The following is a 16,253-nucleotide window of genomic DNA, read 5'->3' as shown; positions in this document are numbered from 1 at the left end:
CGGCCCCGCCGGCGCGGGCGTCCGGCCCGCGTAGCCGGCCGGGTCAGCGCGGGGCCGGGCCGGTCGACCGGCGGATGACCAGGTGGGAGGAGAGCACCACCTGCTGCGGGGCGGGCTGGGAGCGCGACAGGGACCCCTTGCGGGTGAGGAGCTCCACCGCGGCCCGCCCCGCCTCCTCGTGCGGCCCGGCGACCGTGGTCAGCGCGGGAACGCACAGGTCTGCGCCGAAGATGTCGTCGTAGCCGACCACGCTGGCCTGTTCGGGGACGGCCACGCCGCGTTCGGCGAGCCGCCGCAGCACGCCGATGGCGAGCAGGTCGTTGTGGGCGACCAGGGCGGTGGCGCCCGCGCCCAGCCCGGCGTCGGCCGCCACCCCGCCGCCTTCGACCCTGGGCGGGAAGGGGCCCAGCCGCCGCGCGGCCATGCCGCGCGCCTCGGCCGCGGCGCGCAGCGCCCGCCAGCGCTGGGCCGCGGGCCAGGAGCGGTGCGGCCCGGAGAGGTAGACCAGGGACCGGTGTCCCAGCGAGGCCAGGTGCTCAACGATCTGGCGGCTGCCCGCACCGTTGTCCACCACGGCGCTGGGCAGTCCCTCGACCTGCCGGTTGACCAGGACGAGGTTGTACTCGCGGGCCAGCTCCCGGGTGGTCTCCTCCCGCATGCGGCTGGCCGCCAGGACGAATCCGTCCACGGACCGGGACAGCCGCTCGATCCGGTTGCGCTCGTTGTCCGCCGACTCCTCGGTGTTGGCGAGGATGAAGGTCAGCCCCGCCTCACTGGCCCGCTTCTCCGCGCCCCGGATGGTGCCGAAGAAGTGGGGGTTGGTGATGTCGGGGACCAGCATCGCGATCGTCGCCTTGTGCCCGGACTGCAGGGCCGTGGCCAGCGGATCGGGCCGGTAGCCGAGGCGCTCGGCGACGGCGAGGACGTGCTCGCGGGTGGCGGGGTTGACCCGGCGGGGGTTGTTGAGGGCGCGGGAGACGGTGGAGGCGGCCACGCCCGCCTCGCGGGCGACGTCGTAGATGGTCGTGCGTCGGGGGGAGCTCATGGCTCCCGTTCCTACCCTCCCGCGGCAACATTTGGCAATCGCTTGCCATTCGATAAGCCCGAAACCTAGAGTTCACGGCACAACTCAGCAGAAAGTGGCCCACGCCACACTCACTCCGCTGATCAGCACGAACACCCCCCGCCGACCGGAAACCCCACTCCCATGACAGCCTCTTCCCGTCCACCCGCCCCCCTGATCCCGCGCCCCCTGGCAACCGCCTCCCGGTGGCTCGAGAAGGCGGAACTGACCACCGGGGCGCTCATGCTCACGATGGTCTTCGCCCTGATGTTCACCCAGGCCGTGCAGCGCCACCTGCCGGTGGCCGGCTGGGTCTGGACCGGCGAACTCGCCCGGTACGGACTCGTGTGGCTGGCCTTCGCCCTGGCCGGGTACCTGGTCGGCCGCGACGAGCACATCACTCTGAAGATCGTCGACCTCTTCCTCCGGGGCCGGGCACTGCGGACGGTGTGGGTCCTGGCGAACCTCGTCGTGGCCGCGGTGGCCGCGGGGCTGGTCCTGGACGCGGCCGAACTGGTCTTCGGCGGTTCGCCCCAGCGCACCCCCGCCCTGGGCGTCCCGCTGTCCTGGACCTACGCCGTCCCCATGGCCGGCCTGGCCCTGGCCGGGCTGCGGGCCCTGCTCAACACCCTGCTTCCCACGCCTCCGGCCCTGGAGACCCGACCGAGCGAGGAGGCCCGATGAGCGCGGTACCGGTGATCCTGGGCATCCTCGTCCTGCTGGTCCTGCGCGTACCGGTGGCGTTCGCGATCCTGGGCCCCTGCCTGGTGTACATGTCCCTGACCGACCAGTCCACCGGACTGAGCCTGCGCACCGCAGCGCAGGAGGTCAACAGCTTCCCCCTGCTGGCCGTCCCGCTGTTCATCCTGTTGGGGGTCGTCGCCGACCACACCGGCATCGCCGACCGCATCTTCGCCTTCGCACAGGTGCTCCTGGGGCGGGTCCGGGCCAGCCTGGGCTATGTCAACATCGGTGTCAGCCTCGGGTTCTCCTGGATCAGCGGCGCCGCCATGGCCGACGTCGCCGGCACGGGGAAGATGATGGTCCCGGCGATGACCGGGCGCGGCTACCCCCGTCGGTTCACCCTGGGCTTGACCGCGTCCTCCAGCCTTATCAGCCCGGTGATGCCGCCGAGCATCCCCGCGATCGTGTACGCCTCGGTCGCGGCGGTGTCCACCGCCGCCCTCTTCGCCGCCGCCGTGGTCCCCGCCCTGCTCATCGCGCTCGGGCTGGCGCTGTACGTCTTCCTCTGGAGCCGCAGGCGGCCCGAGCTCGCCGGACGGCGGGCCGAACCGGGAGAGTTCCGCCGGGCCGGGCTGCGGGTCATCGGCCCGCTGGGCGCCCCCGTCATCCTCCTGGGGGGCATCCTCAGCGGCCTGTTCACCCCCACCGAGGCCGCTGCGGTCGGCGTCGCCTACGTCGTTCTCCTGGGCCTGGCCTACCGCCGGCTCACACTGCGCTCCCTGTGGGACATCACCGTCGAGACCGCCTCCACGACGGCCTCCATCGCCCTCATCCTGGCCGCCTCCGGGCTGCTGGGCTGGGTCCTGGCCCGCGAGCGCGTCCCGCAGGACGTCGCCTCCTTCCTGCTCGGGTTCACCGACAGCCCCGTGGTGTTCCTGATCATGGTGAACGTCGCTCTGATCATCATCGGCGCGCTGCTGGAGCCCATGGCCGCCCTGGTCATCACCGTCCCGGTCCTGCTCCCCATCGCCGCCCAGTTCGGCGTGGACCCGGTCCACTTCGGGGTCATCGTGATCGTGAACCTGATGATCGGCCTGCTCACCCCGCCCATCGGCGGTGTCCTCTTCGTGCTGGGCTCCGCCACCCGCACACCCATGCACGAGGTCTTCCGCGGCACCGCGCCGTTTCTGGTCCCGATCGTCGCCGTACTGCTCCTGCTCACCCTGGCCCCGGACCTCGTCCTGTTCCTTCCCGGACTGCTGGGTCTGTGACCCCGCCCCTCCCCCCACCCCAGAAGGAGACCCGAAGTGAACCGCCTGCTTCGCACGACCGCACCCGCCCTGGCCGCCGCCCTGGCCCTGACCGGCTGTTCCGCCTCCGGCGACGGCGACGGGGCGGAGGGCACCACCCTGACCTTCTCCAACAGCTACACCGAGGACCACCCGCACACCCGCTGCGGCATCGACCTGGTCGCCGAGCGGGTGGCCGAGGCCGGCGTCGGCCTGACCGTCGAGACCTTCCCCAACAGCCAACTCGGCAGCAACACGGAGACCTTCGCCTCCGTCATGTCCGGGGACATCGACATGGACGTGCAGGGCTCGGCCGCACTGGGCGCCGCCTACTCCCCCATCGGGGTCTTCGACGCGGCCTACGCCTTCGACGACGTCGACCACATGTTCTCCTTCTTCGACTCCCCGGCCGCCGACGCGATGAAGGACGGCTTCGCCGAGGCCACCGGCACCCACATCCTCGACGTCTGGTACTTCGGGGAACGCCACTTCACCGCCGACCGGCCGATCCGCACCCCCGGAGACCTGGAGGGGCTGCGGATGCGCTTCCCCGACTCCCCCGTCTACCTCGCCAACGCCGAAGCCCTGGGGGCCAGCCCCACCACCGTCGCCTTCGAGGAGGTCTACATGGCACTCCAGCAGGGCATCGTCGACGGCCAGGAGAACCCCATCGCCACCGTCGCCGCGGACAACTTCGACGAGGTCCAGTCCCACATCAGCCTCTCCGGCCACCAGATCGGCTCGCAGATGATCGTGGTCTCCGGAACCACCTGGGACGGCCTGACCGAGGAGCAGCAACGCGCGCTCCAGGAGGCCGTGTCCTCGGTCCGCGAGGACAACCGCGCCTGCATCGAGGAGGCCGAAGCGGAGACCCTCGCCGAATGGGAGGAGACCGGGGCCATGGAGGTCGTCGACGACGTCGACGTGGAGGCCTTCCGCGAGCGGGCGCGGGAGTACTTCGCCCGGAACCTCGAGGGCGAGGAGCTGGAGCTCTACCAGGGCTTCCAGGACGCCCGCTGACCCGCCCGGCACCCGAACGGGCGCGGTCCCGACCGCGCCCCCTACCGGAATCGGAGGACGCCCACATGCGGCATTCCATCGCCACCGTCTGCCTCAGCGGCACCCTGGAGGAGAAACTGCGTGCCGCGGCCGGGGCCGGCTTCGACGGGGTGGAGATCTTCGAGAACGACCTCGTCGCCTCCCCGCTGCGCCCCCGGGAGATCCGGGCCCTGGCCCGGGACCTGGGCCTGACCATCGACCTCTACCAGCCCTTCCGTGACTTCGAGGGCGTGGACGACGCGACGCTGGCCGCGAACCTGCGGCGGGCCGAGGCCAAGTTCGCCCTCATGGTGGAACTGGGCGCGGACACCGTCCTGGTGTGCTCCAACGCCACAACGTCGGCGATCGACGACGACGCCCGGGCCGCCGCCCAACTGCGGCTGCTGGCCGAGACCGCCGAACGCTACGGGGTCCGGGTCGCCTACGAGGCCCTGGCCTGGGGGACCCACGTGTCCACCTACCGCCGTTCCTGGGAACTCGTCCGCCGGGCCGACCACCCGTCGCTCGGGCTGTGCCTGGACAGCTTCCACATCCTCTCCCGCGGGGACGACCCGGAGGGCGTCCGCGGCATCCCCGGGGAGAAGCTCTTCTTCCTCCAGCTCGCGGACGCGCCGCGGCTGAGCATGGACGTGCTCCAGTGGAGCCGCCACCACCGGTGCTTCCCCGGCCAGGGCGGCTTCGACCTGGCCGCGTTCACCGGACACGTGCTCGCCGCCGGGTACACGGGGCCGCTGTCCCTGGAGGTGTTCAACGACGTGTTCCGGGCGGGCGACCCCGGGCGGACCGCGGCCGACGCGCTGCGCTCGCTCACCGTCCTGGAGGACGCCCTCGCCCGCCGGGACGCCCCGCCCGGGGACAGGCCGTCCGTGACGCTCGCCCGACTGCCCGAACCGCAGGTTCCGCGGGGCTTCGGGTTCGTGGAGGTGGCCGCGGCCGGGGAGGCGGCCGGCAGGATCCGGCCCATGCTCGCGGCCCTGGGTTTCGCCCACACCCGGGACCACCGCTCCAAGCCGGTGCAGCTGTGGGAGCACGGTCCCGCCCGCATCCTGCTCAACGCGGCCGACCCCCGGCTCGGACACACCTGGGACGGCGCAGCCTCCGTCACCGCGCTCGGTCTGGTCCTGGACTCCCCCGAACGCTCCGCCGCCCGGGCCGAGCGCCTGTGCTCCCCGGTCCTCGCCCGGCGGCAGGACCCGTCCGAGACGCCGCTGCACGCGGTCGCGGCCCCGGACGGGACCGCCGTCTTCCTCTGCCCGTCCGGCGACGGCGGGGAGGAGCCCTGGCTGTCGGACTTCTCGGCCCCCGCGGTCGGCGACGTCCACTCCGGAGGCGGCCCCGCCCTCACCGGGATCGACCACGTGGGGCTGCACCAGCCCTTCGCCCACTTCGACGAGGCCTCGCTGTTCTACACCGCCCTGTTGGGCCTGTCCCCGGGGGAGAGCACGGAACTGGCCTCCCCGGAGGGGCTGATCCGCAGCCGGGCCCTGGCGATCGCCGGGGGCGGGCCGCGGATCGCGCTGAACGTCTCACTGGTCGGCGACGGACCCCGGGCCGACACCGCGGGAGGAGTCCAGCACATCGCCCTGGCCTGCGAGGACGCCGTCGCCGTGGCCGAGGCCGCGGTGGCGGCCGGGCTGCGGACCCTACCGGTCCCCGACAACTACTACGACGACCTGGCGGCGCGTACCGACCTGCCGCCGCACCGAAGAGAGCACATGAGAAGGCTGAACATCCTCCACGACCGGGACCCCGACGGCCGGGGCGAGTTCCTGCACTTCTTCACACCGCTGCTGGACGGGCACCTCTTCTTCGAGGTGGTCCAGCGCATCGGCGGCTACGCGGGCTACGGGGCGCGCAACACCCCGGTGCGCCTGGCGGTCCACCGGACGGAGCGCGCCGCGTGAGGGGGACGGCGGCCGTGCCGGAGCGGTCCTTCCTGGTCGGACTGATCGGCGCGGGGATCGGCCCGTCCCTCACCCCGGCGATGCACGAACGGGAGGCCGCCGCCCTGGGACGCCGGCTGGTGTACCGGACGATCGACATCGACGTCCTGAAACTGCCCCCCGAGGCCGTGGGGGAGCTTGTCCGCGCGGCACCGCGCTACGGCTTCGACGGCCTCAACATCACCCACCCGTGCAAGCGGCTGGTCCTGCCCCACCTGGACGCGCTCGCCCCCGGCGCCGCCGCGGTGGGCGCGGTCAACACCGTGGTGTTCGACGAGGGATCGGCCGTCGGCCACAACACCGACCGGTCGGGGTTCCTGGGGGCCCTGGAGGAGGGGCTGCCGGGCGCGGCGCGCCGCAGCGTGGTGCTCCTGGGCGCCGGAGGGGCGGGGGCCGCCGCGGCCCATGCCCTGCTCGGCTCCGGCACCGAGCACCTGACCGTGGTCGACCTGGACCTCGAACGCGCCGCCGAGCTGGTGGGGAGCCTGCGGGCCGGGTTCCCCGGGCGGTCGTGCTCCGCGGTCCCGCCCGGAGCCGTGGGGGAACGGGTCGCGGCCGCCGACGGCCTGGTGAACGCGACCCCCAGCGGTATGGCCGGTCATCCGGGGCTGCCCGTCCCGGCCGAACTGCTGGAGCCCCGGTTGTGGGTGGCCGACCTCGTCTACCGTCCGCTGCGCACCGCACTGGTCGCCGCGGCGGAGCGGCGCGGATGCCGCGTGCTGCCCGGCGGCCGCATGGCCGTGCTCCAAGCGGTGGAGGCCTTCGAGCTGATCACCGGCCTGGTCCCCGACCGGGACCGCATGGCCGCCCACTTCGCCGGGCTCACCGCGGGGTGACGTGCGCACGGCGCGGGCGCCGCGGGGCGGGGCCCGGGGCGGGGTCCCGCCCCGCGGTCAGCCGGAGCGCACGAGGCAGAAGGGGTGCCCGGCCGGGTCGAGGTAGACCCGGAAGGAGTCCGGGGCGGGCTGGAACCCGGCCTTGCGGGCACCGATCGCGAGCACCCGCTGCTCGCCGGTGTCGAGGTCGGGGACGTCGAAGTCCAGGTGCAGCTGCTGCGGGCGCTCGTCGCCGGGCCACTCGGGCGGCACGTGGCCGGGCGCCTTCTGGAAGGCGATCGTGGCACCGGTGTCGCTCACGAGCTGGATCCAGGAGTCGTCCTCCCAGGGGCGGACCCGCCAACCGGTGACCGCAGCGTAGAACTCGGCCAGGCCGGCCGGGTCGGGGCAGTCGAGCGCGACGAGGCTGAACGTGGCGATGGGCTCCATGGTGCACGACCCTAGGAGCCGCCGCCGGACCGGTCAAGGCGGTGGGACGCGGGCGTGGCGGGCTCTCCGCGGGGCCCGCGTCCCCCGTGCGGCGGGTCAGCGGTCCGCTCGGGACCCCTTCCGGAACCGGAGGAGGAACAGCACGGTGAGGACGCTGCACACGAGGACCGCGGTGAGGCTCGCCTCGGGTCCGAAGTCGCCGCCGGTGAGCAGGTAGGGGCCCGAGGCCGTGGCGGTGAACACGCTCGTCTCCCCGTGGTCGACGCCGGAGACCGCGGTGCCGAAGATCCCCGAGGCCGCGAGGTTCCAGCCCAGGTGCAGGCCGATGGGCAGCCACAGGCTGCGCGTGAGCAGGTAGGCGGCGCCGAGCATCAGGCCCGCCTCCACGGCGATGGCCGTCCCGGTCCACAGGGTGGCCCCGGGGTTGGCCATGTGCATGGCGCCGAAGAGCACCGAGGACAGCGCCAGCGCGATCCACGGGCCGGTGACCTCCTCCAGGACGCGCAGCAGGACCCCGCGGAACATCACCTCCTCGATGACCGCGACCGCGCACATCAGCCCGATCGCCGCCATGACGCCGTCGACCGGGCCCCGGCCGGTGATCGTGTACTCGCCGAGCACGGCGATGATCCCGATCACCGCCGCGAACAGCGCGACGCCCAGCACCGAACCGCCCACCAGCCCCAGGGGCAGGGCCGTGACGCGCAGTTCGGTGACGCCCCGGCGCTCGGTGAGGCGCACCATGGCGGCGTAGAGGAGCAGGGTGAGGACCGCGATCCCCACGCCCAGGGTCTGGGCCCACAGGGGGCGGTCCATCACCGGCAGGATCAACTGGGCGGCGAGCGCCTGCACCGCCAGGAAGAGGACGGTCAGCAGCACGATGCGCACCAGGGCGGGGCGCAGCCACCGCGGGCCGTTGCGGGCCGGCGCCGGCCCCCTCCGGCCGGACTCGGGCGCCACCGCGGTTCGGGGGGTGTCGGACATGATCACTTTCCTTCTCGCGGGGCCCCGTGGCCCCGGTGGGAGTCGGGTACCGCCAGGTAGCTGAGGACGCGCCGCCGCCGCCCGCCGCCCGGGCCGCGCCCGGCCGCGGCCAGGACCAGCTCGCCGATCCGGGCGACCAGGTCGGCCAGCTCCTCGTCGGTGAGCCAGGCCGCCGCCTGCCGGTAGGCGACGCCGTCCCGGACGGGGTCGGCGTCCTCGTGGTCGAGGTAGCGGTCGAAGTCGGCCATCAGCGAGGCGGCGAACGCGGTGAACGCGCGGCGGTGGTCGTCCGCGGTCATCGCGGCCCGGGCCTCGGGGTCGACCTCCACGCGCCCCCGGCTCAGCCGGTAGCCGCGTTCCACGGCCCCGCGCACGCGGCGCTCCTCCACCACCTCCAGGACGCCGGCCTCGACCAGGACGGCGATGTGCCGGTACAGGGTCGCGGGCGGGATGTCGGGGAGGCGGTCGCGCAGCTGCGCCGTGGTCAGCGGGTCGGAGTCGAACAGCGACTGCACGACGCGCAGCCGCACCGGGTGGAGGAGGACGTCGGCGGTGGCCATGCCCTTACGTTATCAACTTTGAGAATGTTATCAAATCCGATATCAACGGCCGGTGGCCCCGTCGGCCAGCTCGCGGAGGATGTCGAGGTGGCCGGCGTGGCGGCCGGTCTCCTCGATCATGTGCACCAGCGCCCACCGCATCGACGGCGCGGGCCCGCCCGGGCCGCCCGCGTGGGCGGGCAGGTCCAGGTCCTGACAGGCGGCGATGGCCCGGTCGGCGGCCGCGACGGCCTCCCGGTACCCGCGGACGACGTCCCGCGGGCTCGCGTCCGGGGCGGCGTGGAAGGTGGCCTGCCAGTCGCTGGCCCGCTCCCCCAGGAAGACGAAGCGCTCGACGTGGGCCAGGTGTTCGACGAGCCCGAGGAGGTTGGTGCCCGAGGGCACCCGGGGGGTGCGCAGGTCGTGCTCCGGCACCCCGTCCACCTTGGCCAGGACGCTCCCGCGCAGGTAGTCCAGGAAACCGGTGAGCACCGCCTTCTCACCGGGGCCGGTCCGGGGCGGCGGCCGGTCCCGGCGGCGCGGTCCCGCGGGGCTCACGCGCGCTCACCCCCGCCCGCCCGGCGGCGCGCCGCCACCACGGTGTCGACCACCGTCGCCGTCCCCCCGTGGGGGCCGCGGGCGAGCCGGGAACGCCCCTCGCACACGAGGAGGGTCCAGCCGGCCCCGAGGCCGAGCGAGCGCCACAGGTCCTCTGCGCTCGGGTGGTCGTCGCGCTGCTCCCAGGACCAGGGCGCGCTGGAGCCGTGGTCGATGACGGCGAACACCCCGCCGTCGGCCACGGACCGCGCCGCCCGGCGCAGCGCGGCGCCGCGGTCGAGGTCCACGACGGTGTGGAAGTAGTTCGCGTAGACAAGGTCCCGGCTCCCGGGCGCGGGGGCGGACCGGGCCAGGTCGTGCCGCTCCACGGCGAGGCGGTCCCCCAGGCCGGCCCGGCGGGCCCGCTCCGCCAGTGCGGAGAGGGCGTGCTCCGCGATGTCGACGGCGGTGACGCGCCATCCCGCGGCGGCGAGCCACAGGGCGTCCCCGCCGCGGCCGCAGGCGAGTTCGAGCGCTCGGGCCCCCTCCGACGGGGGCGGCACGAGGGAGAGTTCGCCGGCCAGTGCGGTGAAGGCGGGGTTGGGCGCGGGCGGCGGCCCCGAGGGGTCCTCGTCGCGGTACCGCTGCTCCCAGAACCCGCGGCCGGACGGGGATCGGGTGGTGTCTGGTTCCATGCCGCCATGGTGGGCGCACCCACGCCCGCCGCGCACGTTCTCTTGCGGATCCGCAAAAGGGGAGGCGGCGCCTCAGGCCCCGTGCAGGTGGATGCGCTCCCCCTGGGTCCCGAAGATCGCGATGACCTCCGCGGCGGCCGACTCGGCGGGGTTGCCGATCCAGTGCGGGACACGGGTGTCGAACTCGGCCGCCTCCCCCGCCCCCAGCAGCAGGTCCTGTTCGGTGCCCAGGACCAGCCGGACGGTGCCGGAGAGCACGTAGAACCACTCGTGGCCCTCGTGCGTGCGCAGCTCGGGCGCGGGGAGCGTGCGGGCGGGCGGGTAGACCACCTTGTAGGCCTGCACCCCGCCCGCGCGCCGGGTGAGCGGGACGAAGGTGAGGCCGAAGCGGCGCACCGGGCGCAGGTGCACCCGCGGGTCCCCCACCGGGGGCGCGTCCACGAGTTCGTCGATCGGCACCCGGTACACGCGCGAGAGCGGGAGCAGCTGTCCCAGGGTGGGGTGCAGCCGCCCGGTCTCCAGCCGCGACAGGGTGCTCGGGGTGATCCCGGTCCGCTCCGCCAGCTCGGCGAGGGTCATCCGCGCCCCCGTGCGCAGCCGCCGCAGCCGCTCGCCCACGGCCCGCAGCACCGCGCCGTCGTCCCCTGTGTCGTCCATGTCGGCAATCTAGCGGTCGGCCCGGCGTTCGGCGGTCCCCCTCCGGAAAGCCCGGCCGGGGCGGCCGGGAACACGGCTTCCGGAACGGTCTTCGGAGAGTAAACTCCTGGGACCCCAGGTATCGCTGTGCTCCCGCGTACCGGACCCGCAGGCGTCCCCTTTCTCTCCAGCCCGGGAGTGGCGTTGACGGTCGAGATCTCCGTACTCGGCGACATCCAGACGCGGATCGACGGGCGCGCCGTCGACCTGGGGCACGGGCGGCGGCAGTCCGTGTTCGTCGGACTGCTGGCCGACGTCAACCGCACGGTCCCGGTGGACCGGCTCATCGACCGGGTCTGGGGGCACGTGCCGCCCGACGGGGCGCGGTCCTCGCTCTACAGCTACGTCTCCCGGCTGCGCACCGCCCTGTCCACGGCCGGGGACGACGCGGCGGTCGGCCGCCGCCCGGGCGGCTACGTCCTCTCCCTGAGCCGGGACGCCCTCGACACCGTCGACCTGTACCGCTTCCGCCGACTCGCCGCCCGGGCGCGGGACGCCCCGACCGAGCACGCCTCCCTGCCCCTCCTGGAGGAGGCGCTCGCCCTGTGGCGGGCCGACGCCTTCGGCACCCTGGACGGCCCCTGGGTCAACGAGTTCCGGGAGAGCCTGCGATTGGAGCGCCTGCGGGCGGAACTGGACCGCAACGAGCTGCTGCTGCGCCAGGGCAGGCAGGCCGAACGCCTCGGCGACCTGCTCTCCCTGGCCCGGGCGCACCCGCTCGACGAACGGCTGATCGGCCAGCTCATGCTCGCGCTGTACCGGGAGGGACGGGCCGCCCAGGCACTGGAGCACTACGACCGCATCCGCGGCGCGCTGTCCGACGGACTGGGCGCCGACCCCGGGGCCGAACTCCGGGACCTCCACCTGAAGATCCTCAACACCGACCCGGCACTGGACGCCCCGTCCCCGGCGACGGCCCTCTCCGCGGTCCGTTCGTCCTCTGCGGTGGAGCCCCCTCCCGTCCCCCTGCCGAGCCAGCTCCCCGCGCCGCCGCCGCTGCTGGCGGGACGCGGCAGGGAACTCGCCGCGCTCGACACCGCTCCGGAAGCCGAGGCGGCCCCCGTCACCGTGGTCTCCGGCATCGGCGGCATCGGCAAGACCTCGCTGGCCCTGCGGTGGGCGCACGACAACCTCGACCGGTTCCCCGACGGCCAGCTCTACGTGAACCTGCACGGCTTCTCCCCGAGTACCTCCGCGACACAGCCGGAATCCGCGATCCACGACTTCCTCATCGCCCTGGGCGTGGACAACAAGGCCATCCCGACCAGCACCGAGGCCAAGATCGGCCTGTACCGCAGCCTCCTGGCGGGCAAGCGGATGCTGATCCTGCTGGACAACGCACGCGACGCAGGGCAGGTGCGCCCCCTGATCCCCGGCTCCCCCTCGTGCGTCGTCCTGGTCACCAGCCGCGACCGGCTCAGCGGCCTGGTCGCCACCGAGGGGGCCCGCTCCGTCGATCTGGGCCCGCTCACCCCGGCCGAAGCACGCCGACTGCTCGCCGCCCGGATCGGGGAGCACCGTGTGGCGGCCGAACCCGAAGCGTTGGAGTCCATCATCACCGGCTGCGACAGGTTCCCCCTGGCCCTGGTGGTCGCCGCCGCCCGCGCCGCGGGGAGCCCGCACCTCCCGCTCGCCGAACTCGCCTCCGAACTGCGGGAGGCCGAGACCCGGCTGGACGCCCTGGACACCGGCGACCTGGGGACCTCCCTGCGCGGTGTCCTGGAAGCCTCCCACCGGGCGCTGCCCGGCGCGGCGGCACGCCTGCTCGACCTGCTGAGCCTGCTCCCGGGCCAGAACATCGGACTGACCGCCGTCGCGGCCCTGGCCGGACACGGCCCGGCCCGCACCAGGACCCTGCTGCGCACCCTGGAGTCGGCCCACCTCGTCCAACAGCCGGTACCGGGCCGCTACGAACTGCACGACCTGGTCCGCCTGTACGGCAGGGAGCGGGCCGAGGGGGACCTTCCGGAGGAGGAGCGCCGCGAGGCCCTGCGCTCCCTGGTCGACTTCTACGTCCACACCACCACCCTCGCCAACAGCGCCCTGAACCCGCACGAAGTCCCCTCGTCCCTGGCCGGGGGACCGTCCGACGGGCACCCGCTCGCCCCCGGTATGGCGAACGACACCGAGGCGCTGGAGTGGTTCACCACCGAATGGTCCTGGCTTCCGGCCGTGGTCCGGCTCGCCTCGGACCTGGGCCTGAACCGACAGGTCTGGCGGCTGTGCTGGGACTGCAACTCCTACGTCCGTCGCCGCGGACGGGTCGAGGACTTCATCGAACTCCGCCGCGTCGGGCTCGACTCCACGGCCGGGCTCACCGGTCCGGACGCCCTGACGATGCGGGCGATGGCGCACCGGGGCCTGGCCTCCGCCCTTCTTCTGGCCGGGCGTCCCGGCGAGGAGGCTCTGGACCACCTCACCAGCTCTCTCAAGGGTTTCGAGGAGACCGGGGACCTGCTCAACCAGGCGCACACGCTCCAGACCTTCGTGCTGATGGCGATCCTCACCGGCGACGAGAAGGGCGTCGAAGCCGCGGAGCGGTCCCTGGAGCTGTACCGGAGCGCCGGACAGTCGATGTGGGTGTCCGGAGCGCTCAACAACCTGGGCTGGTTCCTCGCGCGGTTCGGCCGGTACGAGCGGGCACGCGAATGCTGCCTCGAAGCGCTGGAGGCCGCGCGCGCACTGGGCTACAGGGTGGGTGAGGCCGCCTCCCTGGACAGCCTGGGCTACATCTCCACCCGCTCGGGCCGCCACACGGAGGCGGTCGAACACTACCGACAGGCACTTCAGGTGCACCGGGCCCTGAAGGACGCCTTCGAGGAGGCGAACACGCTCAGCGGTATCGCCGAGGCCCACCACGCCCTCGGCGAGACGGAGGCCGCCCGCGGTGCCTGGCTGCGGGCCCTGGACCTCTACCGCACCCAGCACCGGACGGAACAGGTGCGGGAGACCGAGGAGAGGCTCCGCGCCTCGTCCTGACCCCTCGGTGACGCGCCGGGCGGGCGCGGGAGGGTGCGGCCACCGCGATCGCCCCGGCCCGGGACGAGGCGCCTCCCGGCCCCGCGGCGTCCTCCGTCCGGGCGCCGCCCGTCCGCCGGACCCGCGCCCCGCCCCCTGTGTCCGAACAGGCCGTCGGGCCGCGGTCCCGCGCCGACGGGTGCCCCCGCCGACGCGGGAGGCCACCGGGCCGGGCCCTCGTACGCCCGCGCCCCACGGCCTGACCGCCACCCCCCACGGCCCCGCCGAAGCCGGCCTGTACAAGCTCTTGCGGCAGGACCCGACCGCGCCCGCCGCAGGGCGTTGACCAGGGGAAGCGCGCCCGTCCGGAGGGTGACGGACCGATGAAACGCAAGTAAAGTTGCAAAGATTCCTATCTCTGCAATTAAAGTTGCTGTAGCGTGACGGCCATGACCTTCCCCGAGCGTGTGAACGAGTACCGCGACCGACTGACCAGGTCCGACCGCGTGCTCCTCGACGAGATCCTCGCCCACCCGGCGGAGGCTCCGTTCTGGCGCGGCGGCGACGTCGCCCGGCGCGCCGGGGTCCACGCGGCCGCCGCCACCCGCCTGGCGCAGCGACTGGGCTACCAGGGGTACCCGGAGCTGCGGGACGACCTGCGCAAGGACCGCGAGGACCGCCTCAACGGGGCCGGGGACCGCTTCCGGGAGGAGCTCCGCGAGCCGGGGCTCGTCCTGGACACGCTCCTGGCCACGGAGCTGGAATCGCTGTCCGCGGTCGTCAGGCACGTGGACCAGTCGCAGATCGACGGCGTCGCCGACCTCCTGGCCGGAGCCCGGACGGTCTACCTCTTCGCCCGGGGCAACGCGGCCGTCCTGGCCGAACTCCTCGACGGCCGCCTGCGCCGGTTCGGGATGCGGTCGGTCAACCTCACCGGGCCCGGCCGCGAGGTCGCCGAACGCCTCCTGGCGATGTCGGAGTCCGACGCCGTCGTCTCCTTCGCCTTCCGCCGCGCCCCGCGCAACCTCACCGACCTGTACGCCCACGCGGCCGCCGTCGGCGCCCCCTCCGTGCTCGTCACGGACACCCTGCACACCCTCGACCCCGCCCCGACCACCGTGCTGTCCGCTCCGCGCGGGCACCAGGAGGGCTTCTCCTCCCTCAGCGTCCCGATGCTGATCGCGAACGCCATCGTGCTCACCATCGCCCGGCGGCACCCGGACGCCGTCCTGCCCGCACTCGACCGCCTGGACGGCCTGCTCGCGGACTTCGACTGACCGCACGGTCCGAAAGCCCCGGCACGGCGGCAGCGCCGTCCCCCCATCCCTCCACCAGCGCGCCCACCGACACCGAGGAACCGTCATGCGCTTGTCAGGAATGCTCTCCGCCCCCGTCGCCCTCTCCCTCGCCGCGGCCCTCACCGCCTGCGGCGGCGGCACCCCCCAGGCCCCCGCCGCCGACACGGCCGCCGAACCCCACGAACTCGACGACGCCACCCACGAGGAGCTCGTGGAACTGGCCACGGAGGAGGGGTCGGTCACCGTCTACTCCTTCACCTCCCGCATCGCCTCCGTCGAGGAGGCGTTCGAGGCGCAGTACCCCGGGATCGACCTGATCGGCCACGACATCGCCTCCTCCGAGCAGATCACCCGGCTGCGGTCGGAGTCGCAGGCCGGGGCCCCGTCCGCGGACGTCGCCTACATCTCCGACGCGCCGGTGGTCGTCACCGAGCTCGTCGCGGGCGGCATCCTGCGGAACTACGTCCCGCCGCGCCTGGCGGAGAGCGTCCCCCGGGAGTACCGGGAGCCGCTGCTGGCCAACCGGCTCTCGACCAAGATCCTCATGTACAACGAGGAGGCCCACCCCGACGGCAGCCCGGTCGAGAACCTGTGGCAGCTCACCGAGGAGGAGTGGAACGGCCGGGTCGTCATGGTCGACCCCTCCGTTCGCGGCGACTACCTGGACCTCATGGCGGAGATCGTCCGGCGGTCCGACGAGATGGCGCAGGCGCACCGGGAGCACTTCGGGACCGAGGTCGTCCTCGACGAGGGCGTCGAGAACGCCGGGCAGCAGTTCATCAAGGACCTGTACGCCAACGGGCTGGTCCTGGTCGACGACACCGACAACGTCAACCAGGCGGTGGGCGCCACCGGCCAGGACGACCCGCCGGTCGGCATCACCTCGTACTCCGACCGCCGGGACAACGAGGAGGAGGGCTGGGCCCTCCAGGCGTCCCTGGGCACCGTCCCGTCGCCGGGCATCACCTTCCCCGCCTACATCGGCATGGTGAACGGCGCCCGGAACCCGGCCGCCGCGCGGCTGGTCGCGGACTTCCTCATGGGCGACGGCTCCGAGACCGGCGGCCCCGCCTACGAGCCGTTCTACGTCCCCGGCGACTACCCCGTGCGCACCGACATGGCCGAGCCCGCGGACGCGGCCCCCCTGGAGGAGCTGGGCGCCTGGGACATCGTCCCGGAGGAGACCGCCCGGATCCGCGACGGCGTGGCCGACTTCCTGCTCACCCTGTGAGCCCCCCGCCAG

15 protein-coding genes are annotated in these 16,253 nt (G+C 73.8%); 8 read left to right on the top strand and 7 right to left on the bottom strand.

Annotated features, from left to right (window positions below; genetic code table 11):
• Positions 1–43: 43 nt before the first annotated feature.
• On the bottom strand, positions 44–1,045 hold the full coding sequence (locus ABZ249_RS23925) for a LacI family DNA-binding transcriptional regulator (protein WP_355266793.1): 1,002 nt from the start codon (positions 1,043–1,045) through the stop codon (positions 44–46).
• Between the two features lie 162 nt (positions 1,046–1,207).
• Between ABZ249_RS23925 and ABZ249_RS23920 the strand changes: the two genes are divergently transcribed.
• The 5 genes from ABZ249_RS23920 to ABZ249_RS23900 all read left to right on the top strand — a co-directional run bounded on the left by ABZ249_RS23920 (position 1,208) and on the right by ABZ249_RS23900 (position 6,874).
• On the top strand, positions 1,208–1,747 hold the full coding sequence (locus ABZ249_RS23920; protein WP_355266790.1) for a TRAP transporter small permease subunit: 540 nt from the start codon (positions 1,208–1,210) through the stop codon (positions 1,745–1,747).
• Entirely contained in the window at positions 1,744–3,018 is a 1,275-nt protein-coding gene (locus ABZ249_RS23915; protein WP_355266788.1) for a TRAP transporter large permease, read from the top strand. Before ABZ249_RS23920 ends, ABZ249_RS23915 begins: the two co-directional genes overlap by 4 nt.
• Before the next feature lie 36 nt (positions 3,019–3,054).
• Positions 3,055–4,056 (top strand): DctP family TRAP transporter solute-binding subunit, encoded by a 1,002-nt coding sequence (locus tag ABZ249_RS23910; protein WP_355266785.1) that lies wholly within the window; start codon positions 3,055–3,057, stop codon positions 4,054–4,056.
• A gap of 65 nt (positions 4,057–4,121) precedes the next feature.
• A complete protein-coding gene (locus ABZ249_RS23905; RefSeq protein WP_355266782.1) occupies positions 4,122–5,999 on the top strand; it encodes a TIM barrel protein in 1,878 nt (625 codons plus the stop codon).
• Complete coding sequence (locus ABZ249_RS23900; RefSeq protein ID WP_355266779.1) at positions 5,996–6,874, top strand: shikimate dehydrogenase; 879 nt, start codon at positions 5,996–5,998, stop codon at positions 6,872–6,874. Before ABZ249_RS23905 ends, ABZ249_RS23900 begins: the two co-directional genes overlap by 4 nt.
• A gap of 57 nt (positions 6,875–6,931) precedes the next feature.
• Here ABZ249_RS23900 and ABZ249_RS23895 read toward each other — a convergent pair whose 3' ends face one another.
• The 6 genes from ABZ249_RS23895 to ABZ249_RS23870 all read right to left on the bottom strand — a co-directional run bounded on the left by ABZ249_RS23895 (position 6,932) and on the right by ABZ249_RS23870 (position 10,715).
• Positions 6,932–7,303 (bottom strand): VOC family protein, encoded by a 372-nt coding sequence (locus tag ABZ249_RS23895; protein WP_220560584.1) that lies wholly within the window; start codon positions 7,301–7,303, stop codon positions 6,932–6,934.
• Between the two features lie 96 nt (positions 7,304–7,399).
• The gene (locus ABZ249_RS23890; RefSeq protein WP_355266775.1) at positions 7,400–8,287 is read right to left on the bottom strand and encodes a type II CAAX endopeptidase family protein; all 888 of its coding nucleotides are present in this window, start codon (positions 8,285–8,287) and stop codon (positions 7,400–7,402) included.
• 2 nt (positions 8,288–8,289) lie between these two features.
• The gene (locus tag ABZ249_RS23885; protein ID WP_220560582.1) at positions 8,290–8,847 is read right to left on the bottom strand and encodes a helix-turn-helix domain-containing protein; all 558 of its coding nucleotides are present in this window, start codon (positions 8,845–8,847) and stop codon (positions 8,290–8,292) included.
• 42 nt (positions 8,848–8,889) lie between these two features.
• A complete protein-coding gene (locus tag ABZ249_RS23880) occupies positions 8,890–9,384 on the bottom strand; it encodes a DinB family protein (protein ID WP_355266772.1) in 495 nt (164 codons plus the stop codon).
• The gene (locus tag ABZ249_RS23875; protein WP_355266769.1) at positions 9,381–10,058 is read right to left on the bottom strand and encodes a class I SAM-dependent methyltransferase; all 678 of its coding nucleotides are present in this window, start codon (positions 10,056–10,058) and stop codon (positions 9,381–9,383) included. The genes ABZ249_RS23880 and ABZ249_RS23875 overlap by 4 nt, the downstream gene beginning before the upstream one ends.
• Before the next feature lie 72 nt (positions 10,059–10,130).
• Entirely contained in the window at positions 10,131–10,715 is a 585-nt protein-coding gene (locus ABZ249_RS23870) for an XRE family transcriptional regulator (RefSeq protein ID WP_355266766.1), read from the bottom strand.
• A gap of 183 nt (positions 10,716–10,898) precedes the next feature.
• On the opposite strand from ABZ249_RS23870, the gene ABZ249_RS23865 reads away from it, so the two are divergent.
• From ABZ249_RS23865 to ABZ249_RS23855, 3 genes are all read left to right on the top strand, one after another.
• Positions 10,899–13,733 carry a BTAD domain-containing putative transcriptional regulator gene (locus ABZ249_RS23865; protein WP_355266763.1) on the top strand — a complete coding sequence of 945 codons (2,835 nt, stop codon included), beginning with the start codon at positions 10,899–10,901 and terminating at the stop codon, positions 13,731–13,733.
• A gap of 428 nt (positions 13,734–14,161) precedes the next feature.
• Positions 14,162–14,989, top strand: coding sequence for a MurR/RpiR family transcriptional regulator (locus ABZ249_RS23860; protein ID WP_355266759.1), 828 nt, complete (start codon positions 14,162–14,164; stop codon positions 14,987–14,989).
• Positions 14,990–15,074: 85 nt separating this feature from the next.
• Positions 15,075–16,241, top strand: coding sequence for a substrate-binding domain-containing protein (locus tag ABZ249_RS23855; RefSeq protein ID WP_355266756.1), 1,167 nt, complete (start codon positions 15,075–15,077; stop codon positions 16,239–16,241).
• The last annotated feature ends 12 nt before the right edge of the window (positions 16,242–16,253 follow it).

Source organism: Nocardiopsis sp. NPDC006139, assembly GCF_040614155.1.
Classification (GTDB): domain Bacteria; phylum Actinomycetota; class Actinomycetes; order Streptosporangiales; family Streptosporangiaceae; genus Nocardiopsis; species Nocardiopsis changdeensis.
The sequence above is the reverse complement of the archived record's forward strand: the minus strand, read 5'-3'. Positions and strand labels throughout refer to the sequence as shown.